This is a genomic window from Bradyrhizobium sp. 17 (genome assembly GCF_023073515.1).
In the GTDB taxonomy this organism is placed as follows: Bacteria; Pseudomonadota; Alphaproteobacteria; order Rhizobiales; family Xanthobacteraceae; genus Bradyrhizobium; species Bradyrhizobium canariense_D.
In genome coordinates this window covers 161,619-187,210 of sequence record NZ_JADPJQ010000105.1, presented here as the reverse complement: position 1 = coordinate 187,210, position 25,592 = coordinate 161,619, and the positions used below count along the sequence as shown (strand labels likewise).

Below are 25,592 nucleotides of genomic sequence, written 5' to 3'. Positions count from 1 at the left end.
CCGCGGAAAAAACGTGGCGGTCTCAATCGGTTAGATCGAAATATCCGTGAAAGCGATCACTCGAACAGCGGCGCCAGCTGCATCTGCGGCACCAGCACGAGGCCCTTGTCGGTGATACGAATTTCCGGAATGACCGATAGCGGAATCAGATTGAAACCCATGTAGGGGATGGTGCAGCCGGCCTCCGCCCATTCCTTCTTCAGCGCCTTGACCTCTTCCGCCACCTCCGTGACGCGCTTGTCGGACAAGAGCCCAGCGATCGGCAGCGGCACTAGCGCCCTCACCTTGCCCTCGGCGACGAGGCAGACGGCGCCCTGTTGCTCCTTGATGGCGGCGACCGCGACCTGCATATCGGCCTCGTTGGTGCCGGCAACGATGATGTTGTGGCTGTCGTGCCCGACGCTGGAGGCGACCGCGCCGCGCTTCAGTCCAAAGTCCTTCAACAGGCCGTAGGCGACATTGCCGGCCGACTTGCCGTGGCGTTCGACCACCGTGACGAAGCATAGGCCGTAGCGGGCGAACAGTGAGGGCCAGTCCTTTGCGGGCTCGATCGCGATCTTCTCATGGATCAGCGTGATGCCGGGCAACGCGGTCTTGATCGCGTTGACAGTGCAGGCCTTCGCCGGCAGCTCCGGCGTCAGCTTGACCTTCTCGGGCAGCTTCACCGTCGCATAGGCCGCCTGCGGATATTGATAGCGCTGCGACAGCGCCTGCTCGAGCTTCGGCGTGATCTTTCGGTTTTCGACCACGAGTTCGCCGCCATACCAGGTGCATTGCGGCTTCAGATTGTCGTCCATCAGCACCAGATCGGCGCGGCGCCCGCCGCCGAGCCCGCCGATATCGCTGTCCATGTTGAAGCGCGTCGCGCCATGCAGCGAGCCCATCGACCAGGCCTGCTCCGGCGACATCCCTGCTTTCACGGCTTCGCGCACCACCCAGTCGAGACCGAACAGCAGGAGATCGTCGGCGTCGCGATCGTCGGTGCACACGGCCGTGCGCTTGTGCGAGGCGCCGAGCTCGGTGATGGTCCGGATCGCCTGCGGCAGCGAGTGCCAGGGCGTGGTCGGCGGTCCCCCGCGCAGGAACACCCAGACCCCGGCATCGAGCAGATCGTCGGCGATGTCGCGGTCGATCGCCTCATGGGTGTCGGTGATGCCGCTCGCCGCATAGGCCGCAACGAAGTCGCGGCCATAGATATGGCCGGACACCGGCCGGCCGCGCTTCAGGGCGGCAGCGAGGATGGCGTGGCTTCGCTCATCGCCCATGGTGACAGGCACGAAATCCATCTTCTCGCCGAGCCCGACGGCTTCCGGCCAACGGTCGAACAGGCCGGCGATCTTGTCGGGCGTCAGATCGCCGCCCGCAGTCTCCAGTGCGGCCGAAGTCGCAGGAACCGTCGAGGGCACCGTCAGGAAGATCGAGAGCGGAGCCTCGCGTGCGTCCTCCAGCATCGCCTCGACGCCGACGACGTCCATGACGTTGCCGATCTCGTGGCTGTCGCAGAAGATTGTGGTGGTGCCGTTGAGCAGGGCGGCCTCGGCATAGGCGCAGGCCGTCACCATCGAGGATTCGATGTGGATGTGCGGGTCGACCAGCCCCGGCGCGATGATGCCGCCCGCCGCGTCGTAAACCGGCACGTCGCCGAAGACATTCTTCGCAGCGCCGGCCGGCTTCATCGCAGCAATGCGGCCGCCGGTGATCCAGATTTCGCGGTTCGCATGGATGCGCTCCGAATAGGTCGAGAGCACCCGCGCGCCGGTGACGACGAGATCCGGCGCGACACGCGCCGAGGCCACATCGGCGAGACGCCGGGTCATCGAATGCAGCGGTGCGACGGCGAAGCGGGTAAGTCTGGTCATCAGAACCCTCGCGTAGCGTTATGGCCCTGCGATGGTTACGCCCTGCGCCCGACCGGGCAAGCGCAAATATAACGGCAGGCTCTGCTTACGCTTTAGGCGGAGAAGCGCCTGCCGCCGCTGGCCTCGCAGGTCTGCGCGAGTTCCGTCGTCGCGGGGCCGGTGCGGCAGCGGGCTTGACCCGAATCCGCATCGACCTCCCGTTCTGCTCGTCAATCTCGAACGCATTCGTCTTGCGCACGAGGTCACTCAGCTTGCGGAAGCCGAACGTTCGCGGATCGAAATCGGACGCGAGATTGGCGAGCTGGCGGCCAACTTCCCCGAGCGTCACCCAGCCGTCCTCGCTCTCCATCTGGGTGATGACCTTCTTGATGATGGGGGTTGCGGCATCGAGCGGCTGAAGCGACGTCGATCTCGAGGCGGCGTCCTGGGTGTTCGCTGGGGCGGCAAGCAAGTTCTCCGTGTAGACGAACCTTCGACAGGCCTGCCGGAAGCTCTCCGGCGTCTTCTGTTCGCCGAACCCAAAGACGTCGATGCCCTGCTCCCGGATGCGGGCGGCCAGACGGGTGAAATCGCTGTCCGACGACACCAGGCAAAAGCCATCGAACCGGCCGCTGTGAAGCAGGTCCATTGCGTCGATGACCAGCGTGATGTCGGAGGCATTCTTCCCCGTCGTATAGGCGAACTGCTGCTGCGGGATGATGGCGTGTTTGGACAGGATGTCGGCCCAGCCCCTCGACCTGGCATTGGAGAAGTCGCCGTAGATGCGGCGAACGCTGGCCTCGCCGATCTTGGCAATCTCGTCGAACAGCCCATCGGCGATCTTTGCCGAAGCATTGTCTGCATCGATCAGGACAGCGAGACGGGGCGAACGGAGCTCTGACGGCATGACTTTTCCCACGAGATGAACGTAACATTAGAAGACGCTCGCGGCGGAATGGCTAGTCCTCGTTCGCCTTGAAGCGTCCCATCCCTTTCAGCACGAAGGGTGCCAGCAGCGCGATGAACGCCAGCGCAAGCAGCGTCGCCGAGATCGGGCTCTGGAGCAACGTCATGGGATCGCCGAGACTGATCGCGAGCGCGCGACGCAGCTGGCTCTCGGCGATCGGGCCGAGGATCAGGCCGACCACGACGGGCGCGATCGGAAAATCGAACCGCCGCATCAGAAAGCCGAGCACGCCGAAGCCGGCCAGCATCGACAGTTCGACCACCGACGGCTTTGCGGCGATGGTGCCCATGGTCGCGAACACGAGGATGCCGGCATAGAGCCACGGCTGCGGGATCGCCAGCAGCCGCACCCACAGGCCAACCAGCGGCAGATTGAGCACCAGCAGCATGCAATTGGCGATGAACAGGCTCGCGATCAGGCCCCACACGAGGTCGGGCCGCTCAGCGAACAGCAGCGGCCCCGGGTTGAGGCCGTATTGCTGGAAGCCCGCCAGCATCATCGCGGCCGTCGCCGAGGTCGGCAATCCCAGCGTCAAGAGCGGCACCAGCGTGCCGGCAGCCGAAGCGTTGTTGGCGGCCTCCGGTCCTGCGACACCTTCGATCGCGCCCTTGCCGAATTCTTCGGGGTATTTGGTCAGTCGCTTCTCGCAGGAATAGGACAGGAAAGTCGGGATCTCCGCGCCGCCGGCAGGCAGCGCACCGATTGGGAAGCCGAACATGGTGCCGCGCAACCACGGCTTCCACGATCGCTTCCAGTCTTCCTTGGTCATCCACAGCGAGCCGCGCACCGGCTCGAGCTTCTCTTCGGTGTGGTGGCGGCGCGATGCGACGTAGAGCGCCTCGCCCACCGCGAACAGGCCGACCGCGAGCGTCGTCACCTCGACGCCGTCGAGCAGCTCGGGCACCCCGAACGCAAGCCGCGCCTGACCGGTCAGCTTGTCTATACCGACGAGACCTAATGTCAGACCAATAAATAGGCTGGTCAGGCCGCGGATCGGAGAATCGCCGAAGGTCGCCGACACCGTGACGAAGGCGACGCACATCAGCGCGAAATAATCCTCCGGACCAAAGCGCACGGCGAAATCGACCAACCACGGCGCGAGAAAGGCAAGCCCGATGGTGGCAATGGTGCCCGCGACGAAGGAGCCGATCGCGGAGGTCGCGAGCGCCGGTCCGCCGCGGCCGGCCTTGGCCATCTTGTTGCCTTCGAGCGCCGTCGCCATCGAGGCGCTCTCGCCGGGCGTGTTGATCAAGATGGCCGTAGTCGATCCGCCATACATGCCGCCGTAATAGATGCCGGCAAACATGATCAGCGAACCGCCGGGATCGAGCTTGTACGTCACCGGCAGCAGCAGCGCGACCGTCAACGCCGGGCCGATGCCGGGCAGCACGCCCACGGCCGTGCCAAGGAACACGCCGATCAGGGCGTAGAGGAGATTCATCGGCTGGACGGCGACCGCCATGCCGTGGGCCAGCGCCGCGAAAGTTTCCATCACAGCAGTCGCTCCAGGGGGCCGGCCGGAAGGCTCAACGTCAACAGGCGGTCGAACGCGAGGTAAATGAGGGTCGACATCACGAGGGCGATGGCGGAATCGACGAGGACAGCCCGGCGCCCAAATGCCGCCGAGGTCGTGACGAACAGCGCCGACGTCGCCAGGATGAACCCGCCGCCGAAGCCGATGATGCCGATCAGCAGCGCAAGGCCGGCGAGGATCAAGACCACAGGCACGGGATCGGCGCTTTCGCGCTCTGGCAGATTGCCGCGCAGCGCGTCAACGAGATTGCCGATCGCGAGCAGCGCGAGGCCGGAGGCGATCACGACCGGCATGGCTTCCGGCCCCATCCCGTACATCGCGGTCGATTGCAGGCCGTGCGCATCCCAGACCAGCACCGCGGCAAGACCTGCGAGCAGCGCGGCGATGACGACGCCGGCGCGATCGATGCGCCGCGGTGGCTGGACGGGATCGCCTGTGGTCATGACTTGACCAGGCCGACTGATCTCAGCACGTCCGTCACACGCACCGTTTCTTTCTTCAGGAAATCGGCGAAGGCGTCACCGCCGAGATAGGCATCCTCCCAGCCCTTCTGCTTGAGGATGTCTTTCCAGGCGTCCGACTTCACCATCTTCTCGACCGCGTCGCTGAGCGTCTTGCGCTGCTCCGGCGTGATTCCGGGAGGCGCGACCACCGAGCGCCAGTTGGCGATCACGAGGTCGATGCCCTGCTCCTTGAAGGTCGGGATGTCGCTGCCTGGAATGCGCTTCTCCGAGGTCACGCCGATCGCGCGCAGCTTGCCCGACTTGATCTGCCCATCATATTCGCTGAGGCCGGAAATGCCGGCAGTGACCTTCGCGCCGAGAATGGCGGCGAGCGACTCGCCGCCGCCCGAGAACGGGATGTAGTTGATCTTCTTCGCGTCGGCGCCGACGGCACCAGCGAACAATGCCGCCATCACGTGATCGACGCCGCCGGCCGAGCCGCCGGCGAAGGTCACCTTGGCGATGTCGGCCTTCACCGCGGCGGCCAGATCCTGCGCGGTCTTGATCGGCGAATTGGCCGGCACCACGATCACCTGGATTTCCTCGGTGAGGCGCGCGATCGGCGTCACCTGCTCGAGCGTGACGGGTGATTTGTTCATGGCGAGCGCGCCCACCATGACGAAGCCGTTGACCATCAGCTGGTTGCCGTCGCCCTTGGCGCCGTTGACGAACTGCGCGATGCCGACACTGCCGCCTGCGCCGGGAACGTTGGTGACCTGCACGCTGCGTGCGACGCCGGCAGCGACCAGCGCCTGCTGCATCGAGCGCGCGGTCTGGTCCCAACCACCGCCCGGCGCCGCCGGTGCTATCAGCTTGAGCTCGAGCTGCTGGGCAAAGGCCGGCGTGGCTGCCGCAAGGGTCAGCGCGACGGCTGCGCCGACGAGGCGCGCGGGAAGTTGAAACATGGGACGTCTCCGGGCTCATGCGGACGTTTGCCGCATCGTGTCGTTTGGTCGCATATCAGCCAAAACGGCCGACACTGTCCAGTGACATACCCCCGGTTTCCGATTAGCGGGGCGTCGGAATTGCCCCGCCGAGCGCTGCCGTCAGTTCGGCGGCAACATCACGGACGATTTGCCCGATTTCCGGTAACCGCTGATCGGTCAGCCGGCTGGTCATGCCGGACACCGAAATCGCAGCAAGCGGCTCGGCGCAGGCGTTGTAGACCACCGCTGCAACGCAGCGCAGGCCCATGCAGGCCTCTTCATCATCCAGCGCGTAGCCTTGCTTGCGGATCTTTTCGAGCTCCTTGAACAGGTCGCTCGGCCGCACGATCGACTTCTCGGTCAGGCGTGGCATGCCGTGATGGCGGATGACGGCGCCGACGTCCTCGTCGGAATAGGTCGCGAGCACCGCCTTGCCGACGCCGGAGGTCACCATCGGAACGCGGCCGCCGACTTGGGTCAGCGAGCGCATGATCTCGCGGCTCTCCATCCGGGTCAGCACGATGATGAACTCGTCGTCGACCACGGCGAGATTGGCGGTCTCGCGGGTAAGATCACGCAGCTTGCGCAAGTAAGGAATGGCCTGGGCACTGAAATTGCGCCGCCGCGCAAAGCTCGCGCCCACCGTGAAGCTGCGCACGCCGACATGCCATTTGGATTCGGCGCGGTCGAACTGCACGAAGCGGCGGCTTTCCAGCGTCGCCAGCAGGCGATGCACGGTCGAGGCCGAGAGCCCGGTGCGGACGGCGAGATCGCTGAGGCGATAGCCTTCGTCGTCTTCGGACAATGTCTCGAGGATCGACAGCGCGCGATCGACGGACTGCACGCCGCCGTCGCGCGCGTCGTGATCGGCCGCCGCTGGCGATCGGGGCTCGATCGATTTGCGCCGGATCACGTTCCTGCCCATCGCGACCTGACTGTTCTCACCTCTCCCCGCGCGCGGGGAGAGGTGAAGCGGCATCGTCGGCTCAGAGCAGCCCTGCTCCGCGCGCCCATTTGTACTTGGCACCGAGGACCTCGACCGGCAGTTCGGTCGAGTAGGCATAGGCCGGAATGCCGTTCTGGTAGAGATATTCGGCGGCTTCCTCAACCTCGACGTCGCCGGCGAGCGAGGCGACGATCGGCTTCACGAAGCCCTTGGCCTCCATCTCCTTCTTCACCTCGACCATGTTGCGGGCGAACACCATCGGCGGCGTGACGATGGTGTGCCAGTAGCCGAGGATCAGCGAGTGGATGCGCTCGTCCGTCAGGCCGAGTTTTACGGTGTTGACGTAGGTGATCGGCGGCTCACCGCCGGTGATGTCCACGGGATTTCCGGCCGCGCCAAACGGCGGGATGAACTTGCGGAAGGCCGCATCCAGATCCGGCGGCATTGACATCAGCGACAAGCCGTTGTCGACGCAGGAGTCCGACAACAGCACGCCCGAACCGCCTGCACCGGTAATGATCAGCACGTTCTCGCCCTTCGGCGTCGGCAGCACCGGCACGCCCCGCGCGAATTCGAGCAGCTGCCGCAAGCTACGGGCGCGGATCACGCCGGACTGCGCCAGGACATCCTCGTAGATCTTGTCGTTGCCGGCGAGCGCGCCGGTGTGCGACGAGGCCGCCTTAGCACCGGCGGAGGTGCGGCCGGCCTTGAGCACGATGACCGGTTTTTTCTTGGAGACGCGTTTTGCGGCTTCCGCAAAGGCGCGGCCGTCCTTGAGGTCTTCGCAGTGCTGCGCGATCAGGTTCGTGTTCGGATCCTGCTCGAAGAAGGCGAGCAGATCGTCCTCGTCGATGTCGGACTTGTTGCCGAGGCCGACGATCGCCGACACGCCCATCTTGGCCGAACGGGAGAAGCCGATGATGGCCATGCCGATGCCGCCCGATTGCGAAGACAGTGCCGCGTGGCCCTTGACATCATAGGCGGTGCAGAAGGTCGCGCAGAGATTGGCAGGCGTATAATAGAAGCCGTAGATGTTCGGTCCCATCAGGCGGATGTCGTACTTCTTGCCGACTTCGACGATCTCGGCCTGGAGTTCCGGCGCGCCGGCTTCCGCGAAGCCCGACGGGATCAGAACCGCGCCGGGAATTTTCTTCTCGCCGCATTCGGTGAGCGCCGCGGCCACGAACTTCGCGGGAATTGCGAACACCGCGGTGTCGATCACACCGGGCACGTCCTTGACGCTCTTGTAGGCCTTGTAGCCGAGGATCTCGGCGGCCTTGGGATGGATCGGGTAGATGTCGCCCTTGTAGCCGCCGTTGATGAGGTTCTTCATCACGGAATTGCCGATCTTGCCGTCTTCGGCCGAAGCGCCGACCACGGCAACCGCCTTCGGCTGCATGATGCGGCTCATCGCCGCGACGATCTCTTCGGTCGGGCGCGGCTTCGGCTTGGGCACGTAAGCGAAGTCGACGACGATGCGGACGTCGGCCGCGATCGCGTCCTTGGCCGTCGCGAACACCGGGTTGAGATCGAGCTCGACGATCTCGGGGAAATCGGTGACGAGCTGCGAGACCTTGACGATGACATCGGCGAGCGCCGTGCGGTTCACCGGCTCGCCGCCGCGAACGCCCTTCAAAATTTCATGCGCCTGGATGCCGTCGAGCATCGACAGCGCATCTTGCTTTGTCGCGGGCGCGAGGCGGAAGGTGATGTCCTTCAGGACTTCGACCAGCACGCCGCCGAGACCGAAGGCAACCAGCTTGCCGAACGAGGCGTCGGTGATCGACCCGACGATCACTTCGGTGCCGCCGGCCAGCATCTGCTGCACCTGGACACCCTCGATCTTGGCATCAGACTTGTACTTCCTGGCGTTGCCGAGAATGGTCTCGTAGGCCTTCTCGGCGTCTTCTGCCGATTTGAGGCCAACGATGACGCCGCCGGCTTCGGTCTTGTGAAGAATGTCCGGCGAGACGATCTTCATCACCACCGGGAAGCCCATCGAGGCGGCCATCTTGCCGGCCTCGCCGGCCGATTTCGCCACCCCCTCCTTCGGCACCGCAATGCCGTAGGCGTCGCAGACCAGCTTGCCTTCCGGCGCGGTCAGGCTGGTGCGCTTGTCCGCCTTGACCTGGTCAAGCACCTTGCGGACGGCATCTTTGGAATTGGACATGTGGCTCTCCCTTGACCTTGGTTCTTGCGTTCTCAAAGCGCGCGCGCGTTGCGGCTGCCCGTGATGCTTTCCATTCGCCGCGCTCTGTTCCATGTCGCGGAACGGAGTGGCATAAAGCCGAGATTACTCCGCCGGCTTGGATCAAAAATGGCTGGCGATGGCATTTGGTATGCCAGAAGCCAACTTGTCAAGCTGCAGCGCACCTTAGAACGCTGCAAAAAATAGGCAGCTTGACATTCTGGTATTTGGTATGCCAAAAACTTTCCCGTTAATAATCCTGTAAAAGACGACTCCCACTGGAGGAGATTCGTCGTGTCACTGCGGAAACCAACCAAGGCGTTGCCGAACATGGCCGAGGCAGATATCGCAATCGTTCGTATTGCCCCGGAGTCGAGCTTCAAGAACAAGGCGTATGACGCCTTGAAGGAAGCCATCCTCAAGATGGACATCTACTCGACGCCCGAACCCGTCATGCTCGACGAGCGCGCGTTGTCCGAGCGCCTCGGCGTGAGCCGCACGCCGATCCGCGAAGCCATCGCGATGCTAGAGCAAGACGGTTTCGTGAAGACGGTTCCTCGCCGCGGCATCATGGTGGTCCGAAGGACCAAGAGCGAGATCGTCGACATGATCCGCGCCTGGGCGGCGCTGGAGAGCATGGCGGCTCGCCTCATCACCGCCACAGCGCGCAAGAAAGACATCACGGCGCTGCGCGACTACTTCAAGGAATTTGGCAAGGATCGCCTGCCCGAGGATCACGTCGAGGAATATTCGCGCGCCAACATCGCCTTCCACCAGGCGCTGATCTCGCTGTCGGAATCACCGGTGCTGGTCGATCTCACCAACGACTTGCTGCTGCATGTGCGTGGCTATCGGCAATTGACCATCGGACGCAAGGACCGCACCGCGACGTCGCTTCCCGAGCATCTCGGCATGATCGAAGCCCTGGAGGCGCGCGATACCGAGCTCGCCGAGAAGCGCGCCCGCGATCACACCCTTGGCCTTGCCGCTTACGTCGAAGCGCATGGTCAGGAACTCTTCTAGCCGGCAACGTTCACCAAAGGGCGAGGCATCGCCCCCAAAAGCCTGAAACGGCATCTTGAGACCAGGGAGACAAGGCCCATGCTGAATACCGCGACCAAGTCCGAAGCACCGGGCACCGAGCAGGAATTGACGGATGGTTTTCATCTCGTCATTGACGCGCTCAAGCTGAACGGCATCAACACCATCTATAATGTGCCGGGCATCCCGATCACGGATTTGGGCCGCATGGCGCAGGCGGCCGGTATTCGCATGATTTCGTTCCGCCACGAGCAGAACGCCGGTTATGCGGCGGGCATCGCCGGCTACCTCACCAAGAAGCCCGGCATCTGCCTCACCGTCTCCGCGCCCGGCTTCCTCAACGGTCTCACCGCGCTCGCCCACGCCACCACCAACTGCTACCCGATGATCCTGATCTCGGGCTCCTCCGAGCGCGAGATCGTCGACCTCCAGCAGGGCGACTATGAAGAGATGGACCAGCTCGCGATCGCCAAGCCGCTGTGCAAGGCAGCCTACCGTGTGCTGCACGCCCAGGACATCGGCATTGGTCTTGCCCGTGCCATCCGTGCCGCCGTCTCCGGCCGTCCGGGCGGCGTCTATCTCGACCTGCCGGCAAAGCTGTTCGGCCAGGTGATGAACGCCGATGCCGGCCAGAAGTCGCTGGTCAAGGTAATCGACGCGGCTCCCGCGCAGATCCCCTCGCCCGCTTCGATCAAGCGCGCGCTTGATGTTCTGAAGAGCGCAAAGCGCCCTCTCATCATCCTCGGCAAGGGCGCGGCCTACGCGCAGGCCGACGAGGAGATCAAAACCTTCGTCGAGAAGAGCGGCATTCCCTTCCTGCCGATGAGCATGGCCAAGGGCCTCCTCTCCGACACCCATCCGCAGTGCGCAGGCGCCGCCCGCTCGACGGTGCTGAAGGAATCCGACGTCGTGCTGCTGATCGGCGCCCGGCTGAACTGGCTGCTCTCGCACGGTAAGGGCAAGAACTGGGGCGAAGCGCCCAAGAAGTTCATCCAGGTCGACATCGAACCCAGGGAAATGGACTCCAACGTCGAGATCGTCGCGCCGGTCGTCGGCGACATCGGCTCGGTCGTCTCCGCCTTCAATCAGGCGATGGCTTCGGGCTGGACCGCCCCGCCCGCCGAATGGACCAAGGCGATTTCGACCAAGCGCGAAGAGAACGTCGCCAAGATGGCGCCGAAGCTCATGAACAACAAATCGCCGATGGACTATCACGGCGCGCTCGGCGTGCTGAAGAACGTCATCAAGGATCATCCCGAGGCGATCCTCGTCAACGAGGGCGCCAACACGCTCGACCTCGCCCGCGGTGTCATCGACATGTATCGCCCACGCAAGCGTCTCGACGTCGGCACCTGGGGCGTGATGGGCATCGGCATGGGCCAGGCAATCGCGGCGGCTCTCGAGACTGGCCATCCCGTGCTCGCGGTCGAAGGCGACTCGGCGTTCGGCTTCTCCGGCATGGAAGTGGAGACCATCTGCCGCTACAATTTGCCGATCTGCGTCGTCATCTTCAACAATGACGGCATCTATCGCGGCACCGACGTCAACGGCGCCAACGCCGATCCGGCGACGACGGTGTTCGTCAAGGGCGCCCGCTACGACAAGATGATGGAGGCCTTCGGCGGCGTCGGCGTCAACGCGACTTCGCCGGACGAGCTCAAGCGCGCCGTCAACGAAGCCATGGCTTCGGGCAAGCCGACGCTCATCAACGCCGTGATCGATCCGGCCGCCGGTTCCGAGAGCGGCCGCATCGGCAATCTCAATCCGCAGAGCGTTCTGCAGAAGAAGAAGTAAGCATCCCCTTCAACCCACAAGGTCCCTGCGGGTGCAGGGGTAGATCAGAGTACGGAGCAACACGATGACAAAAGCGCTCGAGGGCGTTCGCATTCTCGACTTCACCCACGTCCAGTCCGGGCCGACCTGCACGCAGTTGCTCGCATGGTTCGGCGCCGACGTGATCAAGGTGGAGCGCCCGGGCGTGGGTGACATCACCCGCGGCCAGCTGCAGGACATCCCGAATGTGGACAGCCTGTATTTCACCATGCTCAACCACAACAAGCGCTCGATCACGCTCGACACCAAGAACCCCAAGGGCAAGGAAGTCCTCACCGAGCTCATCAAGAAGTGCGACGTGCTGGTCGAGAATTTCGGCCCCGGCGTGCTCGACCGCATGGGCTTCCCCTGGGAGAAGATCCAGGCGATCAACCCGAAGATGATCGTCGCCTCTATTAAGGGCTTTGGTCCCGGACCATACGAGGACTGCAAGGTTTATGAGAACGTCGCCCAGTGCACCGGCGGCGCCGCCTCCACCACGGGCTTCCGCGACGGCTTGCCCCTCGTGACCGGCGCGCAGATCGGCGACAGCGGCACCGGTCTGCATCTGGCGCTCGGCATCGTCACCGCACTCTATCAGCGCACCCATTCCGGCAAGGGCCAGCGCGTCACCGCCGCGATGCAGGACGGCGTGCTCAATCTCGCGCGCGTCAAGCTGCGCGACCAGCAGCGCCTCGCCCATGGTCCGCTCAAGGAATACAGCCAGTTCGGCGAAGGCATTCCGTTCGGCGATGCCGTGCCGCGTGCCGGCAACGATTCCGGCGGCGGCCAGCCCGGCCGCATCCTGAAGTGCAAGGGCTGGGAGACCGATCCCAACGCCTATATCTACTTCATCACCCAGGCCCCGGTCTGGGAGAAGATCTGCGACGTGATCGGTGAGCCCTCCTGGAAGACCGATCCGAACTACGCCAAGCCGGCCGTCCGCCTGCCGCGCCTGAATGAGATCTTCGGCCGCATCGAACAATGGACGATGACGAAGACGAAGTTCGAGGCGATGGAAATCCTCAACAAGGACGACATTCCCTGCGGCCCGATCCTGTCGATGAAGGAGATCGCCGAGGACCAGTCGCTGCGCGCGACCGGCACCGTGGTCGAGGTCGACCACCCCACCCGCGGCAAGTACATCTCCGTCGGCAACCCGATCAAGCTGTCGGACTCCCCGAGCGAGGTGGAGCGATCCCCGCTGCTCGGCGAGCACACCGACGAGATCCTGCGCACCGTGCTGGGCTTCTCGGACCATCAGGTCGCCGATATCCACAAGTCCGGCGCGCTCGATCCGCCGCAGAAGCAGGCCGCCGAATAAGCGGGCTTATCTCACGACGCGAAAGGCCGCCGGCTTCGGCGGCCTTTTTGTTGGCGCGCAAAGGCTGCATCGCACGATCGGCGCGCTTGCCGCGCCGCCAAGGCTGGATTAAAGATTGGTTCGCGAGGAACAGATGCGGTGGCCGGCCGTTGCTCCCTCGACCGGTGTGCTCCCGGAAATGCGAGCATGCCGGAAATGCCAGCATGCCATCTCCACGGCGAGTGCAGCACGCCTCGCAAAGACCCTGCCCCACGCTGAAGAACTGGTCGCCTTCGCTTCCGAGGATGGCAAGTCGGCCTTTCAGTTCGGGCACGGGTGGCGTCGCGTCCGGCACTCGCCAGGACCACGCTCGTTGATCAAATTGAGGGCTTAAATGTCGAAAGATCAATCCTCTGATCGCGCCAAGCGTGAAGCCAACAAGGCGTTCAAGCCTGCGACAACGCAGAAGCCGATCAATGACTATGCGAAGGACCAGAACTCCTTCAACGAGAATCGCGAACGGCTGAAAGCGGAGCGATTGGCCCGGGAGGCGAAGCCGGGAAGCGGCTCCGAATAGGCACGACGATCCCAGACTCCGACCGCGAATTCCGCTAAAGGCGGGGCGCCGAAATCCGCCTGGTCTACAGCATCGAGAGCACGACGATTCCGTCTTCGACTGCACCAGAAGCGAGCTGCGCCCGCGCCATGCGCTCGAACTCGGTCCGGTTCTTGCGAAGATAACTGAAAGCCTGCTTCTGCATCAGGAACGTCGTCGCAAGACGGCACATCTGTCGTCCCGCGCCAAGCGCGAGAAAGAAGGTGATGGTGCCACCGCCATCCGACTTTATTCTAGGCACGACCCGCACTCTTTGGCATGTGATCGGCCCTCTCCAAATTGTCCTCGGCGCAATGGAAGCCAGTTATGGCGTCACCTTCTTCTTGCGCTTCGTCGGGACGGGCGGCGGCAGCGACGCCTGAAGGGCGGCGTCTGCCGCTTCCTTGGCCTGGCGCAGCTCTCGAAGCCGCGCCATGTTCTTGCGAACATCGACGGCTTGCTTTCCAACGTCCACCATCGCCCGCGCGCCTTCCTCAGCGGCCAAACGCTGACGGTTAGAACGCGCGATGCTTTCGGGTGACGGTTCGGCCGGTCTCTTGGCGCTCATTATTCACCCTGCTCTGCAACGGACAAAAACCCGCTCAATCCTGGGATCGAGCGGGTGGCATGGCCGTTTCAGTACATCCGTGAAACGGCACCAAGGCTTAGGCCAGCGAGAGATTCTCAGCGCTGACCTTGCCCCGCATCTTGTCGGTCTTGAGTTCGAAGTTGACCTTTTGGCCTTCAGCGAGACCTGCAAGACCAGCCCGCTCGACCGCGCTGATGTGAACGAACACATCGTTGCCGCCGTCGTTCGGCTGAATGAATCCAAAGCCCTTCTGGCCGTTAAACCACTTTACAGTACCTGTCGTCATTTTCTTCTCCAAAGCGCATACGCGCAGGCTCCGCGTGATCGTCACGCAGAACAAATTCTATCCGTCGATGTCTATGGAAAAGGAGCCCGCGGGCGCATTCAACAAGGCACAGCGGCTGAACGAACAGCCTCAACGTATACCTCATCCTCGCCATTTGCAAGGCTTGACGGAATTTAACGGCTCGGGAGCCCGGCGGTAGGTGCAGGACGCGCGCTATTCAGCGCTCATCTTTCGCCCCCCGGCGAGCTGCTCTCGAAGGCTGCCGAGCGCCCCATGCGTGGATCCATCAAAAAAAATCGAGACGCCGCGTCGGATCGGCAGCATCTCCTTCGTCATCTGGACATGAACGGGCAGTAGACGCCCACGTCGAGCCCGGCGATTCATGAGGAAGAATGATCATGCCCAGCACTGTCCGCCTGCACCGCGTTCTCACGACCAGCCCGGAGAAAGTCTATCGCGCCTTCCTGGAGGCGGATGCGTTGGCAAAATGGCTTCCGCCGAATGGCTTCACCTGCACCGTCCATCATTTCGAGCCGAAGGTCAGGGGCACGTTCAAGATGTCGTTCCGTAACTTCACGACGGGCAACAGCCACGCCTTCGGCGGCGAATATCTCGAGCTCGTCCCCGGCGAACGTCTCCGTTACACCGACAGGTTCGACGACCCCAATCTGCCGGGCGAGATCCAGGTCACCGTGATCCTGAAGAAAGTATCCGTAGGCACCGAGCTGGATATCACGCAGGCCGGCATCCCCGACGTCATCCCGCCGGAGGCTTGTTATCTCGGCTGGCAGGAATCGCTGCGCAATCTGGCGAAGCTCGTCGAGCCTGAGATCAAGCAATAGCGATCGGACGCGACTTAGGGGCGGCCGCGTGACCGTAGGCTACGCGCCCGCCCTCGACTGGAGCCCGCCGCTTGCGGTCCAGCGGTCCGGGTCCGGGCTGTGTCCGATCAAAGCAAGGCCGTACGCAATCGACTCGAACTGATCGCCCGACATCAGCCGTTCGTTGCCGAACCGCTCGGCGAACAGTTTTCGAACGGCCGGCACGAAAGACGTGCCGCCGGTCAAAAACACCTTCTCGACCTCGCGCGCGGTGATGCCGGCTTCGCCCAGCACCTTGTCGACGGTGGCCCCGAGCCTCGCGATGTCGTCGGCAATCCAGGCTTCGAAATTCTTCCGCGTGATAGTCGAGCCGATATCGACCCCGCCTCCTTTGAAGCGGAACTCCACCTGATCCTGGGCCGACAGCGCGACCTTGGCGTCGGACACCGCGCGGTACAGCGCAAAGCCGAGGTCGAGATCGACGATGGTGATGAAATCCTCGAGCAGAGCCGGCTTCACCGCGGTGCGCGCAAGCTCCCGGAGTTCGCGCAGGTCGCCGTTGCTCTTCATCATCGCGAGCTGATGCCAGCGCGCGAGATTAGTGTAGTGGCCGGTGGGGATCGGCAGCACCTTGTCGAACGAGCGGAAGCTCGAGCCCTTGCCCAGCCGCGGCGAGACGACGTGATCGACGATACGGTAGTCGAAGGTGTCGCCCGCAATCCCGATGCCGGCATGGCCGAGCGGCTCGGCGCGCAAGGCGCCGCCGGCACGCGAGAACCGCATCACCGAGAAATCGCTGGTGCCGCCACCGAAATCCGCGACCAGCACGGTCGCATCGCGCTCCAGCCGGCGGGCGAAGGAGAACGCCGCGCCCACGGGTTCGTAGACATAGCGGGCGTGGCCGGCGCCGAGGCGCTCGAACGCGGCCCGGTAGCGCTGCATCGCCAGCGCTTCGTCGGGATTGCCCCCGGCGAAGCGGACGGGGCGACCGACTGTAATGGTGGACGTCTCGAAGCCGAATTTATCGCCGCCATGCCGCGCCAGCGTCCGCAGGAACGCCGCCAAAATATCCTCGAACTTGTAGCGCTGCCGGAACACCTGGGTGGTGTTGAAGCTGGAGCTTGCGGCAAAGGTCTTGAACGACTGGAGGAAGCGGTAGACATGGCGTCCTTCCAGGAACTGCTCGATCGCCCACGGGCCGCCTTCAGCCTGGGCGCCGGCTCCCGGCCGGTCCTCCCAGAAGCACAGCGCTGACACGAAGACGCTGTGGCGCTGCTCACCATGGTCGAAGCGGATGGCCTCGACCCGGCGATCGTCCGCCGCAAGGGCCACGACCGTGTTGCTGGTCCCAAAATCGATGCCGATCGAGACGGCGGGCGAGGCGCTCGACATGAACCACTCTGACAGATGATTGGAGGGGGCAGACCACTAACGGCTTCATGTGCCGCTGCCAAGGCTCCGTTTTTGGATATCGACGGTCAAATGGTTCAGTTTCGGCCGGCTTTGGGCATATCCCGCTCAAATCGGCCCATTTAACTGATTATTATGCTGCAATGCGAAGAGCTAAATGCTGCTATGCAATGGCATGCATAGACATTGGCATCTGGTATACATAAATTCCCTTTCGAAATGAGACAGCACTACTGACCGTCTCTCGAGAAAGGGATTTCCGATGTCCAAGACCGCTTCCGTCGCTCTCGCGCCCTCCTCCACGCTGTTCGCCCGCCTGATGGCAACGATCGACCGCCTCCTGATGGCGAGCGCCGAGATCTCGAATCACAACGGCGACCTCCCGCGCTTTGGCCTGTAGGCCGGACAGCCGCCCGCGCCTGCGCGCGCAGCGGGAGACGGTTTTAGATCAGTCCGCATACTACTTTTGATGAATGGCCCCGGATCACGGGGCCATTTCTACTTGTGCTGTCCTGAGTCACAGCCGCAACCGGGCAAGGTCCTGCGGCATTTGCGCACGGTGACCGGACCAGCGCTTGAAGCTTGGCATAATGCATACAAGAATGCCGTTCCAGCGCTCGCAGAAAAATGAGAGGCGCCACGGGAGGCTTTATGACGGACATGGTGCAAGCAACCGCCCCGACAGCCGCGCGCGTTAGCGACACGTATCGCTGGACGCAATTGGCAGTTGGCGTCGCGGCGATGGTAATGATCGCCAATTATCAATACGGCTGGACGTTCTTCGTCCCCGACATCCAGAAGAAGTTCGGCTGGGATCGTGCGTCGATCCAATGGGCCTTTACGCTGTTCGTGCTGTTCGAGACCTGGCTCGTGCCGATCGAAGGATGGTTCGTCGACAAATACGGTCCGCGCATCGTGGTGCTGGTCGGCGGCGTGCTCTGTGCCGCCGGCTGGGCGATCAACGCGGAGGCGACCACGCTCAACGGCTACTATCTCGGCATGATCATCGCAGGCATCGGCGCCGGCGGCGTCTACGGCACCTGCGTCGGTAACGCGCTGAAGTGGTTTCCGGACAAGCGCGGTCTTGCCGCGGGCATCACGGCCGCTGGTTTCGGTGCGGGCTCCGCGCTGACCGTCGCGCCGATCCAGGCCATGATCAAGGACAGCGGTTTCCAGACCACCTTCCTTTATTTCGGCCTCGGACAAGGCATTATCATCTGCATCCTGGCCTTCTTCCTGCTCGCGCCGAAAGCAGGTCAGGTGCCGAACGCGGTCGTGAACGCCAATCTGCAGCAGACCCGGCGCAACTACCAGCCGACCGAGGTGCTGCGTCAGCCGATCTTCTGGCTGATGTACTTCATGTTCGTGATTGTCGGCGCTGGCGGCCTGATGGTGACGGCGAACCTGAAGCCGATCGCGGCGGACTGGAAGATCGACAACGTGCCGGTCACGCTGATGGCGGTGACGATGACCGCGGTGACCTTCGCGGCCACGATCGACCGCGTGCTCAACGGCCTGACGCGTCCGTTCTTCGGCTGGATCTCCGACATGATCGGCCGCGAGAACACGATGTTCATCGCCTTCGGCATGGAAGGTATCGGCATCTGGATGCTCTACCTCTGGGGCCACGATCCGCTCTGGTTCGTGCTGCTCTCGGGCTTCGTGTTCTTCGCTTGGGGTGAGATCTACTCGCTGTTCCCCTCGACCTGCACCGACACGTTCGGCGCCAAGTTCGCGACCACCAATGCCGGCCTGCTCTACACCGCGAAGGGTACGGCCGCGCTGCTGGTCCCGATCGGCAACTACATGCAGCAGTCGTCGGGCAGTTGGGACAACGTGTTTATCATCGCAGCCGGCGCCAACATCCTGGCCTCGGCGCTGGCGATCGCGGTGCTCAAGCCCTGGCGCAAGGTCGTGGTCGCGCAATCGACCGTCTGACGCGCTCCAAAAGCGCTTCTCGCGCAAAACGCCCGGCCTCGCGGCCGGGCGTTTTCGTTGTGCGCGACGTTTTCGTGAACCCGCCGTCCCTAAAGGAACTCCGCAAATTTTCAGGCGCGCGCCAAGATAGGGCTTGCAATCTGGAATATGGTATACCAAGGTCGCCACCGCGCTTGCGACGATAAGCCACAATATTGCGACATCAGGTCATCTTGCGACCGGTGTCGAACCAGACAGGCGCTTGGGAGGTTCTTGATGATTTCCAGCACCGATGGCGCTGTCACGGCCGCGCCTCTCCGCACAGGTTTCCGCTGGCTCCAGCTGGTCATGGGCATCGTCTGCATGGCGATGATCGCCAACCTGCAATATGGCTGGACCCTGTTCGTCGATCCGATCGATCACGCGCACCATTGGGGACGCGCCGCGATCCAGCTCGCCTTCACCATCTTCGTCGTCACCGAAACCTGGCTGGTGCCGATCGAGGCCTGGTTCGTCGACAAATACGGCCCGCGCATCGTCATCATGTTCGGCGGCGTCATGATCGCGCTGTCGTGGATTCTCAACTCCTATGCCGATAGCCTCACCTTGCTCTACGCGGCCGCGATCATCGGCGGCATGGGCGCGGGCGCCGTGTACGGCACCTGCGTCGGCAACGCGCTGAAATGGTTTCCCGATCGCCGGGGCCTTGCCGCCGGTGCGACTGCCGCCGGCTTCGGCGCAGGCGCTGCACTCACCGTCGTGCCGATCGCAGCCATGATCGCAACGAGCGGCTATCAGCACGCGTTCCTCACCTTCGGCATCGGCCAGGGCGTGATCGTCTTCGTGCTCGCCTTCTTCATTCAGCCGCCGCGGATCTCGATCCCGCCGAAGAAGAAGCAGCTCAATCTGCCGCAGACCAAGATCGACTTCACCCCGCCCCAGGTGCTGCGCACCCCTATTTTCTGGGTCATGTATCTCGTGTTCGTCATGGTCGCCTCCGGCGGCCTGATGACCGCGGCGCAGATCGCCCCGATCGCACACGACTTCAAGATCGCCGACACGCCGGTCACGCTCGCCGGATTCCAGATGGCGGCATTGACGTTCGCGATCTCGCTCGACCGCATCTTCGACGGTTTCGGACGGCCGTTCTTCGGCTTCGTCTCCGACACGATCGGCCGCGAGCACACCATGTTCATCGCCTTCGGCACTGCCGCGCTGATGCTGCTGACGCTGTCGGCCTATGGCCACGTCCCTGTCGTCTTCGTGCTCGCCACCGCGGTCTATTTCGGCGTGTTCGGCGAGATCTACTCGCTGTTCCCGGCGACCTGCGGCGACACCTTCGGCTCGAAGTTCGCAACCACCAACAACGGCATGCTCTACACGGCGAAGGGGACCGCGTCCCTGCTCGTTCCGCTCGCCAGCGTGATCTCGGCCACGTATGGCTGGAAGGCCGTGTTCGTGGTCGCAGTCGCGCTGAACGCGACGGCGGCCCTGACGGCGCTGTTCGTGATCAAGCCGATGCGCCGCTCCTTCATCCTCGGCAAGGAAGCCGAGAGCGCCAACGCCGCGACGGGGAACGCCAAGACCGAGACGGCATAACGAACACTCCTTGCACGGTGAGACAGGGGGCGCAGCGATGCGCCTCTTTCTTTTTGGCTCACGGCAAACGTCAGCATTGTTGCCTCAAGATTTTTCGGAACAGCCAAATCGAGTGCTTGACGATTGGCATTATGTATACCACACTTGCCGCATCATTCACCCAGGGAGGTTGCAATGCTGGTCGGAGACATTCTGCGCAAGAAGACACCGCGCGTTGTCACGGTGCGAATGAACGAAACGGTGGGTATCGCCGCCAAGCTGATGCGCGCCAACAATATCAGCGCACTTGTGGTGAAGGACGTGGTCCGCTCCGAGGGTAACACCGCGGTCGGCATGTTCACCGAGCGCGACGTCGTGCGCGCCGTCGCCGAGCACGGCGCCAATGCCGTCAACGTCAAGGTTTCGCAGCTCGTCTCGGTGCAGCAGCTCGTATCCTGCACCTCAAACGACACGATCGAGCACGTCCGCCATCTGATGAACCGGAATCACATCCGGCACCTGCCTGTCATCGACGATTACAGCCTCGTCTCGGTCATCAGCATGCGTGACATCGCCTCCTTCGTGGACGAAGCGATCAACGGCACGCCGCAAGCAGCTTAAAGCGTCTCACTTCCCCCTGCGACTACCATCCCCGGCTCGGACCTTCCGAGCCGGACCGGATCTTTCGTCCCGAAATCCGGCTTCCGCTGCTTCGCGAGGATTCCATGAAGATCTGCATCTACGGCGCCGGCGCAATCGGCGGATATCTCGGGGTTCAGCTCGCGCGCGCGGGCGCCGACGTCAGCCTCGTCGCACGCGGCGCGCACCTTGCCGCGATGCGCGAGCGCGGCCTGACGCTGCTCGCGGGCGAGGAGAAGCACACCGTGCATCCGCGCTGCACCGACGATCCCGCCGAGCTCGGTGTGCAGGACTACATCATCATCACGCTGAAGGCGCACTCGATCACCGGCGTGATCGAGACAATGCAGCCGCTGCTCGGACCCCACACTCGCATCGTCACCGCCGTCAACGGCATCCCCTATTGGTACTTCTACAAGCACGGCGGCCAATACGAGAATTCGACGCTGGAGAGCATCGACCCCGGAGGACGGCAGTGGCGCGAAATTGGCGCCGAGCGCGCCATCGGTTGCATCGTCTATCCCGCCACCGAGATCGAGGCGCCCGGCGTGATCCGTCACGTCTACGGCAACAACTTTCCGCTCGGCGAGCCCTCCGGCGAGATTACCCCGGACGTGCAACGCCTCGCCGATCTCTTCATCGCAGCCGGGCTGAAGGCGCCGGTGCTCGACCGCATCCGCGACGAGATCTGGCTCAAGCTGTGGGGCAATGTCTGCTTCAACCCGATCAGCGCACTCACCCATGCAACGCTCGACGTGATCTGCACCGATCCGGCCACTCGCGCGCTGTCGCGCGCGATCATGATGGAGACGCAAGGCATCGCCGAAACGTTCGGCGTCAAATTCCGCGTCGACGTCGAGCGCCGCATCGAAGGTGCGCGCAAGGTCGGCGCGCACAAGACCTCGATGCTCCAGGATCTCGAGCGCGGCCGCCCGATGGAGATCGACCCGCTCGTCACCGTCGTGCAGGAGATGGGCCGCCTCACCGGCGTCGCCACCCCCGCCCTCGATTCAGTGCTGGCGATGGTGACCCAGCGCGCCCGCATTGCCGGTCTCTACGACGGCATCCCGACCCCATCGGATCCGCGCGCACTGGCGGTGGCGTGATGGCTGGCGAGATCAAACAATGGCTCCGCTTCCGGAATAGCGGTGCGACCGGCTTCGGCACGCTAACGTCGTCGGGTATCAGCGTCCATGAGGGCGAGATGTTTGGCCGCCATGCAGCCACCGGCAAGACGCTGGCGCTGTCGGAGGTCGAACTGCTCGCGCCCTGCGTGCCCAGCAAGATCGTCGCGCTCTGGAACAATTTTCATGCACTCGCGGCCAAGCTCAACCAGCCCGAGCCACCGGAGCCGCTCTACCTCCTGAAGGCCACCACCAGCATTACGACGCCAGGCGCGGTGATCCGCCGTCCCTCTTATTACGACGGCAAGACCACGTATGAAGGCGAGCTCGGCATCGTCATCGGCAAGACCTGTGCCCGGGTGTCGCCGGCGGAAGCGGACAGCTTCATCTTCGGCTACACCTGCGTCAACGACATCACCGCCAACGACATCCTGACCAGCGACCCGACCTTCCCGCAATGGGCACGGGCCAAAGGCATCGACGATTACGGCCCGTTCGGCCCCGTCATCGCGACCGGTCTCGATCCGGTCAGGCTGGTGGTCCGCACCATCCTCAACGGTGCGGAGCGACAGAACTATCCGATATCGGACATGATCTTCACCGCGCAGGAGCTGGTCAGCAGGATCTCCCACGACATGACCCTGCTCCCCGGCGACCTCATTGCCGTCGGCACCTCGGTCGGCGTCGGCGTGATGAAAGAGCCGGTGAACATTGTGACCGTCGCGATCGACGGCATCGGCGAGCTGACCAACGAGTTTCGGCTGTAGCTTCTCTCTCCGTCATGGCCGGGCTTGTCCCGGCCATCCACGTTCTGTTGGCGCGGAGGCGCGTGGATGCCTGGGACAAGCCCGGGCATGACCAGCGCGCTGAACGTCTGCCCCCAACACGGGAAACGCCCCTCTCCCCCTCCACCGATCGGCTGACGCATTCAGCCGTGGATCGTGAGGCCGGACCTATCCAGCAAGCTCCCGCCGCCCTTGATCTCGGTTCCGCTCTCCAATAGCAATTATGGCGATAATGTGCCGGCGTGAGGAAGTCACGATGTGGCTGTTTTTCCTGGTTGCCTGGTTTGTTCTGCTCACTGCCATCGCGATCTTCGCCCAGCAGGCGCTCGGTTACGATGTCGGCCACCTGCCTGCCTGGTTCGGAGGCCTGCCCGTCCCGCAGCGTGTTGCGACCGGCGCGATCCTGGCCTTGGCGTTGGCACTGATCGGCGCCTCCGCCTGGCGGCTCTCGCGCCAGGACCGGCGCCTCGACACATTGCGCGACCGCCTCAAGAAGACCCGCGAGGACGTGGTCGTCGCCCACGCCCTGCAGAACCACCTCGACGCCACCGTCCAGCACCTGATCGAGAGCGATCCCCGGGAGGCCGTTTCCGCCCTGCACGACAAGCTGGGCGAGACCGAGCAGCGCGCCCTGCTGCAGCGGGGCCGCAACGAATCCACCGACATGCACGACCAGCTCGCCGAAATCCGCCGCCGCCAGCAGGAATTGCGCGATATGGTCGGCAAGATCGCCGAGCAGCGCCGCGCGGTCGAGCCGGTTTTCACTGAGATCCGCGACCGCCAGAACCAGCTCGAACGCTCGCTGCACGACCTCGAGACCGACGACCGCAAGAACAACCTCGCCGACCGGCTCAAGGACATCGCGGGCGACGTATCGACGCTGCTGTCCCGGGTCGGCGCGGTCCAGGACACCTTTGCGACCCTGAACCAGTACAAGGACGATCTAGCGAAGTCCCACGCTGAGCTGGTGCCGCTGCGCGCGTCGGACGCTGGCCTCAATGCGTTGATCGGCGAGCTGAGCCTCAGCCATGAGCGCCTCGCCAAGAGCGTCGACGAGCTCGAAACCGGCGGCGAAGCACCGCTCGGCGCCCGCGTCGAGACGCTGTCGAAGAACAAGATCGAGATCGAGCAGCGCCTGGCCCGCATCGACGACAGCTTCCACATCCTGAAAGGCATCGGGCTCGACTTCGAAGAGCTCGGCGAGCGCCGGGCCCAGCTCGAACGCTCGCTCGCCCGTGTCGAGATCGACGCCGAGGGCAAGACGCTTGCCGACCGCCAGAATGCGTTGAACGATTTTGTTCTCCAGTCGCGCCAGCGCCTCGGTGCGTTACAGGAAACGCTGGCGACGCTGAACGCCTTCAAGACAGAGCTGTCGAAGTCGCAGGCTGACCTCGTCCCGCTGAAGGCGCCCGTGTTCGGAATCGAGGCCATGATCGCGGACGTCGGCACGACGCACGACCTCCTCGCCAAAACCGTCGGCGAGATCGAGGCAAACGGCGACGTCACCCTCGCCTCGCGCGTCGACGCGCTGACCAAGAGCAAACGCGAGGTCGAAGACCGCCTCGCCCGCATCTTCGACAGTTTCAACGCGCTCGACGGTTTGCGAAAAGACATCGGCGGCATCTTCTCGACGATCAGGAACAGCCTGAACCGGATCGGGTGAGGCCGAGTCGCGTAGGCTGGGCAGAGCGCGCCGAAACATTCAGACACATCACATCTCCGCGCGGCCGGCAGATGCCGCCAACATGTCGCGCCGATGCCGCACTGTGGACGCATTCGGCCGCCCTTCTGTGAGGCGTGTCTGGGGGCACGGCGGTGCCGTGTTTGGACCAAACCTTCTAGGGGTATGACTGTGAAGAAGATTGTATTTGTCGTGGGTGCTACGCTTGCTCTGGTAACGGTCGCGAATGCCGCGGATCTGCCGCGCCGCCAGCCCGTTCCCGTCTATTCGGAGCAGGCGCCGATCGGCAAGATGCCGATTGGCAAGAGCCCGGTTGGAAAGGCCCCGATCGGCAAGGCGCCCGGCCCCGTCGCAGCGCGCTACTGACGCGTTAGCGAAATACCCGCAGAAGCAAGCGTAGACTCTGCGTGAGTGGCCGACAGTCGAGGGGCACAGCGTGACGAACAATCCTGATCGATCGGGACCCTGCATCCTTGCGGGATTCGCGCTCGCGGCCATGCTCGCGTGTACGACACCTTCGGCCTCGGCCCACGAAGCGAACAAGCGCGTTGCTGACGCAAACGCGCTTGCCACGACCGACACCGTATCACGGCCGGCGCCATCGACCCGGCGCCCGGTCGCGCGCGCGGAAAAAGGTCCGTACTACGTCGATTTCCGCGCCCGCACGGCGGCGAGCTGGGGCCACGCCTTCGTCTGGTACGGCAAGACCAGCGAGCGCGCCGTCGAAGTGGCAGGGCTCACGCCCGCCGGCGACACCTGGGCCTATGTGCTTGGTCACCTCACCTGGGTGCCGGCGGAGACCGGCGCGAGCTACGGCGATCTCGACCCGGAGTATCTGACCGCGAACTACCGCGTCTATCTGAACGAAGCCGACGCCAAGCGCGTGTTTGCCTATATCAAGAAATTGCAGGCGAGCTCGCCGGTCTGGAACGCCGAGACCACCAATTGCACCGGCTTCATCGGCGACATCGCCGAGTACATGGGATTGAAGGTCCCCTACCGCTGGCAGCGCCCCGAAAACTTTGTCAACAGCCTCAAGGAAATGAACGGCGGCCGCCAGATGGTGCGGCTGTCGACGGAATAGCCCGGCAGGGTTCGCCCGTCGGGCA

Annotated in this window: 25 protein-coding genes; 14 read left to right on the top strand and 11 right to left on the bottom strand. The window is 63.7% G+C overall.

Annotated features, from left to right (window positions below):
• Positions 1-56: 56 nt before the first annotated feature.
• From IVB13_RS19840 to IVB13_RS19810, 7 genes are all read right to left on the bottom strand, one after another.
• Positions 57-1,859 (bottom strand): adenine deaminase C-terminal domain-containing protein, encoded by a 1,803-nt coding sequence (locus IVB13_RS19840; protein ID WP_247490117.1) that lies wholly within the window; start codon positions 1,857-1,859, stop codon positions 57-59.
• A gap of 85 nt (positions 1,860-1,944) precedes the next feature.
• A complete protein-coding gene (locus IVB13_RS19835; protein ID WP_018458589.1) occupies positions 1,945-2,745 on the bottom strand; it encodes an NYN domain-containing protein in 801 nt (266 codons plus the stop codon).
• A 52-nt stretch (positions 2,746-2,797) separates the two neighbouring features.
• The gene (locus tag IVB13_RS19830) at positions 2,798-4,297 is read right to left on the bottom strand and encodes a tripartite tricarboxylate transporter permease (protein ID WP_018458588.1); all 1,500 of its coding nucleotides are present in this window, start codon (positions 4,295-4,297) and stop codon (positions 2,798-2,800) included.
• Complete coding sequence (locus tag IVB13_RS19825) at positions 4,297-4,782, bottom strand: tripartite tricarboxylate transporter TctB family protein (RefSeq protein WP_247490115.1); 486 nt, start codon at positions 4,780-4,782, stop codon at positions 4,297-4,299. The genes IVB13_RS19830 and IVB13_RS19825 overlap by 1 nt, the downstream gene beginning before the upstream one ends.
• On the bottom strand, positions 4,779-5,747 hold the full coding sequence (locus IVB13_RS19820) for a tripartite tricarboxylate transporter substrate binding protein (protein ID WP_247490113.1): 969 nt from the start codon (positions 5,745-5,747) through the stop codon (positions 4,779-4,781). The genes IVB13_RS19825 and IVB13_RS19820 overlap by 4 nt, the downstream gene beginning before the upstream one ends.
• Before the next feature lie 103 nt (positions 5,748-5,850).
• Positions 5,851-6,693, bottom strand: a complete 843-nt coding sequence (locus IVB13_RS19815; protein WP_247490254.1) for an IclR family transcriptional regulator — start codon at positions 6,691-6,693, stop codon at positions 5,851-5,853.
• Between the two features lie 61 nt (positions 6,694-6,754).
• A complete protein-coding gene (locus tag IVB13_RS19810) occupies positions 6,755-8,884 on the bottom strand; it encodes an acetate--CoA ligase family protein (protein WP_204510723.1) in 2,130 nt (709 codons plus the stop codon).
• A gap of 348 nt (positions 8,885-9,232) precedes the next feature.
• Here IVB13_RS19810 and IVB13_RS19805 point away from each other — a divergent pair, with 348 nt between their 5' ends.
• The 4 genes from IVB13_RS19805 (at position 9,233) to IVB13_RS19790 (ending at position 13,635) form a co-directional block, all read left to right on the top strand.
• The gene (locus IVB13_RS19805) at positions 9,233-9,925 is read left to right on the top strand and encodes a GntR family transcriptional regulator (protein ID WP_162496371.1); all 693 of its coding nucleotides are present in this window, start codon (positions 9,233-9,235) and stop codon (positions 9,923-9,925) included.
• Between the two features lie 78 nt (positions 9,926-10,003).
• Positions 10,004-11,737 (top strand): oxalyl-CoA decarboxylase, encoded by a 1,734-nt coding sequence (gene oxc / locus IVB13_RS19800; protein WP_007608367.1) that lies wholly within the window; start codon positions 10,004-10,006, stop codon positions 11,735-11,737.
• Positions 11,738-11,801: 64 nt separating this feature from the next.
• Entirely contained in the window at positions 11,802-13,079 is a 1,278-nt protein-coding gene (gene frc, locus IVB13_RS19795) for a formyl-CoA transferase (RefSeq protein WP_018458582.1), read from the top strand.
• Positions 13,080-13,452: 373 nt separating this feature from the next.
• Positions 13,453-13,635, top strand: coding sequence for a hypothetical protein (locus tag IVB13_RS19790; protein WP_007608360.1), 183 nt, complete (start codon positions 13,453-13,455; stop codon positions 13,633-13,635).
• 64 nt (positions 13,636-13,699) lie between these two features.
• Here the strand turns inward: IVB13_RS19790 and IVB13_RS19785 are convergent, their stop codons facing one another.
• The 3 genes from IVB13_RS19785 to IVB13_RS19775 form a co-directional block, all read right to left on the bottom strand.
• Positions 13,700-13,924 carry a hypothetical protein gene (locus IVB13_RS19785; RefSeq protein WP_247490110.1) on the bottom strand — a complete coding sequence of 75 codons (225 nt, stop codon included), beginning with the start codon at positions 13,922-13,924 and terminating at the stop codon, positions 13,700-13,702.
• Between the two features lie 54 nt (positions 13,925-13,978).
• On the bottom strand, positions 13,979-14,221 hold the full coding sequence (locus tag IVB13_RS19780; RefSeq protein WP_026233615.1) for a hypothetical protein: 243 nt from the start codon (positions 14,219-14,221) through the stop codon (positions 13,979-13,981).
• A gap of 97 nt (positions 14,222-14,318) precedes the next feature.
• On the bottom strand, positions 14,319-14,528 hold the full coding sequence (locus tag IVB13_RS19775) for a cold-shock protein (RefSeq protein WP_007593324.1): 210 nt from the start codon (positions 14,526-14,528) through the stop codon (positions 14,319-14,321).
• Between the two features lie 398 nt (positions 14,529-14,926).
• On the opposite strand from IVB13_RS19775, the gene IVB13_RS19770 reads away from it, so the two are divergent.
• Entirely contained in the window at positions 14,927-15,370 is a 444-nt protein-coding gene (locus IVB13_RS19770; protein ID WP_026233614.1) for an SRPBCC family protein, read from the top strand.
• A gap of 39 nt (positions 15,371-15,409) precedes the next feature.
• On the opposite strand, the gene IVB13_RS19765 is transcribed toward IVB13_RS19770, so the two are convergent.
• On the bottom strand, positions 15,410-16,741 hold the full coding sequence (locus IVB13_RS19765; RefSeq protein ID WP_018458577.1) for an Hsp70 family protein: 1,332 nt from the start codon (positions 16,739-16,741) through the stop codon (positions 15,410-15,412).
• Positions 16,742-17,021: 280 nt separating this feature from the next.
• Between IVB13_RS19765 and IVB13_RS19760 the strand changes: the two genes are divergently transcribed.
• The 9 genes from IVB13_RS19760 to IVB13_RS19720 all read left to right on the top strand — a co-directional run bounded on the left by IVB13_RS19760 (position 17,022) and on the right by IVB13_RS19720 (position 25,567).
• Entirely contained in the window at positions 17,022-17,159 is a 138-nt protein-coding gene (locus tag IVB13_RS19760; RefSeq protein ID WP_018458576.1) for a hypothetical protein, read from the top strand.
• Positions 17,160-17,410: 251 nt separating this feature from the next.
• Positions 17,411-18,697 carry an oxalate/formate MFS antiporter gene (gene oxlT / locus IVB13_RS19755; protein WP_026233613.1) on the top strand — a complete coding sequence of 429 codons (1,287 nt, stop codon included), beginning with the start codon at positions 17,411-17,413 and terminating at the stop codon, positions 18,695-18,697.
• A 255-nt stretch (positions 18,698-18,952) separates the two neighbouring features.
• Complete coding sequence (gene oxlT / locus IVB13_RS19750) at positions 18,953-20,275, top strand: oxalate/formate MFS antiporter (protein ID WP_018458574.1); 1,323 nt, start codon at positions 18,953-18,955, stop codon at positions 20,273-20,275.
• A 174-nt stretch (positions 20,276-20,449) separates the two neighbouring features.
• Entirely contained in the window at positions 20,450-20,875 is a 426-nt protein-coding gene (locus tag IVB13_RS19745) for a CBS domain-containing protein (RefSeq protein ID WP_018458573.1), read from the top strand.
• Positions 20,876-20,979: 104 nt separating this feature from the next.
• Entirely contained in the window at positions 20,980-21,999 is a 1,020-nt protein-coding gene (locus IVB13_RS19740; RefSeq protein WP_247404495.1) for a 2-dehydropantoate 2-reductase, read from the top strand.
• Positions 21,999-22,784, top strand: coding sequence for a fumarylacetoacetate hydrolase family protein (locus IVB13_RS19735; protein WP_018458571.1), 786 nt, complete (start codon positions 21,999-22,001; stop codon positions 22,782-22,784). Before IVB13_RS19740 ends, IVB13_RS19735 begins: the two co-directional genes overlap by 1 nt.
• A 274-nt stretch (positions 22,785-23,058) precedes the next feature.
• Positions 23,059-24,465: a hypothetical protein gene (locus IVB13_RS19730; RefSeq protein WP_085385855.1), complete on the top strand. Its 1,407-nt coding sequence runs from the start codon at positions 23,059-23,061 to the stop codon at positions 24,463-24,465.
• A gap of 183 nt (positions 24,466-24,648) precedes the next feature.
• The gene (locus IVB13_RS19725; RefSeq protein ID WP_007608336.1) at positions 24,649-24,849 is read left to right on the top strand and encodes a hypothetical protein; all 201 of its coding nucleotides are present in this window, start codon (positions 24,649-24,651) and stop codon (positions 24,847-24,849) included.
• 70 nt (positions 24,850-24,919) lie between these two features.
• Positions 24,920-25,567, top strand: coding sequence for a hypothetical protein (locus IVB13_RS19720; protein ID WP_247490108.1), 648 nt, complete (start codon positions 24,920-24,922; stop codon positions 25,565-25,567).
• Positions 25,568-25,592: the final 25 nt, after the last annotated feature.

Bases quoted from the DNA above. Each gene is read 5' to 3' on its own strand.
- IVB13_RS19835 (WP_018458589.1), bottom strand. From the start codon at position 2,745: ATGCCGTCAGAGCTCCGTTCGCCCCGTCTCGCTGTCCTGATCGATGCA.
- IVB13_RS19725 (WP_007608336.1), top strand. From the start codon at position 24,649: ATGACTGTGAAGAAGATTGTATTTGTCGTGGGTGCTACGCTTGCTCTG.
- IVB13_RS19765 (WP_018458577.1), bottom strand. From the start codon at position 16,741: ATGTCGAGCGCCTCGCCCGCCGTCTCGATCGGCATCGATTTTGGGACC.
- IVB13_RS19790 (WP_007608360.1), top strand. From the start codon at position 13,453: ATGTCGAAAGATCAATCCTCTGATCGCGCCAAGCGTGAAGCCAACAAG.
- IVB13_RS19735 (WP_018458571.1), top strand. From the start codon at position 21,999: ATGGCTGGCGAGATCAAACAATGGCTCCGCTTCCGGAATAGCGGTGCG.
- oxc (WP_007608367.1), top strand. From the start codon at position 10,004: ATGCTGAATACCGCGACCAAGTCCGAAGCACCGGGCACCGAGCAGGAA.
- IVB13_RS19840 (WP_247490117.1), bottom strand. From the start codon at position 1,859: ATGACCAGACTTACCCGCTTCGCCGTCGCACCGCTGCATTCGATGACC.
- IVB13_RS19830 (WP_018458588.1), bottom strand. From the start codon at position 4,297: ATGGAAACTTTCGCGGCGCTGGCCCACGGCATGGCGGTCGCCGTCCAG.
- IVB13_RS19760 (WP_018458576.1), top strand. From the start codon at position 17,022: ATGTCCAAGACCGCTTCCGTCGCTCTCGCGCCCTCCTCCACGCTGTTC.
- IVB13_RS19770 (WP_026233614.1), top strand. From the start codon at position 14,927: ATGCCCAGCACTGTCCGCCTGCACCGCGTTCTCACGACCAGCCCGGAG.
- IVB13_RS19775 (WP_007593324.1), bottom strand. From the start codon at position 14,528: ATGACGACAGGTACTGTAAAGTGGTTTAACGGCCAGAAGGGCTTTGGA.
- IVB13_RS19730 (WP_085385855.1), top strand. From the start codon at position 23,059: ATGTGGCTGTTTTTCCTGGTTGCCTGGTTTGTTCTGCTCACTGCCATC.
- oxlT (WP_018458574.1), top strand. From the start codon at position 18,953: ATGATTTCCAGCACCGATGGCGCTGTCACGGCCGCGCCTCTCCGCACA.
- IVB13_RS19745 (WP_018458573.1), top strand. From the start codon at position 20,450: ATGCTGGTCGGAGACATTCTGCGCAAGAAGACACCGCGCGTTGTCACG.
- IVB13_RS19820 (WP_247490113.1), bottom strand. From the start codon at position 5,747: ATGTTTCAACTTCCCGCGCGCCTCGTCGGCGCAGCCGTCGCGCTGACC.
- IVB13_RS19740 (WP_247404495.1), top strand. From the start codon at position 20,980: ATGAAGATCTGCATCTACGGCGCCGGCGCAATCGGCGGATATCTCGGG.
- IVB13_RS19780 (WP_026233615.1), bottom strand. From the start codon at position 14,221: ATGAGCGCCAAGAGACCGGCCGAACCGTCACCCGAAAGCATCGCGCGT.
- oxlT (WP_026233613.1), top strand. From the start codon at position 17,411: ATGACGGACATGGTGCAAGCAACCGCCCCGACAGCCGCGCGCGTTAGC.
- IVB13_RS19805 (WP_162496371.1), top strand. From the start codon at position 9,233: ATGGCCGAGGCAGATATCGCAATCGTTCGTATTGCCCCGGAGTCGAGC.
- frc (WP_018458582.1), top strand. From the start codon at position 11,802: ATGACAAAAGCGCTCGAGGGCGTTCGCATTCTCGACTTCACCCACGTC.
- IVB13_RS19810 (WP_204510723.1), bottom strand. From the start codon at position 8,884: ATGTCCAATTCCAAAGATGCCGTCCGCAAGGTGCTTGACCAGGTCAAG.
- IVB13_RS19815 (WP_247490254.1), bottom strand. From the start codon at position 6,693: ATGGGCAGGAACGTGATCCGGCGCAAATCGATCGAGCCCCGATCGCCA.
- IVB13_RS19825 (WP_247490115.1), bottom strand. From the start codon at position 4,782: ATGACCACAGGCGATCCCGTCCAGCCACCGCGGCGCATCGATCGCGCC.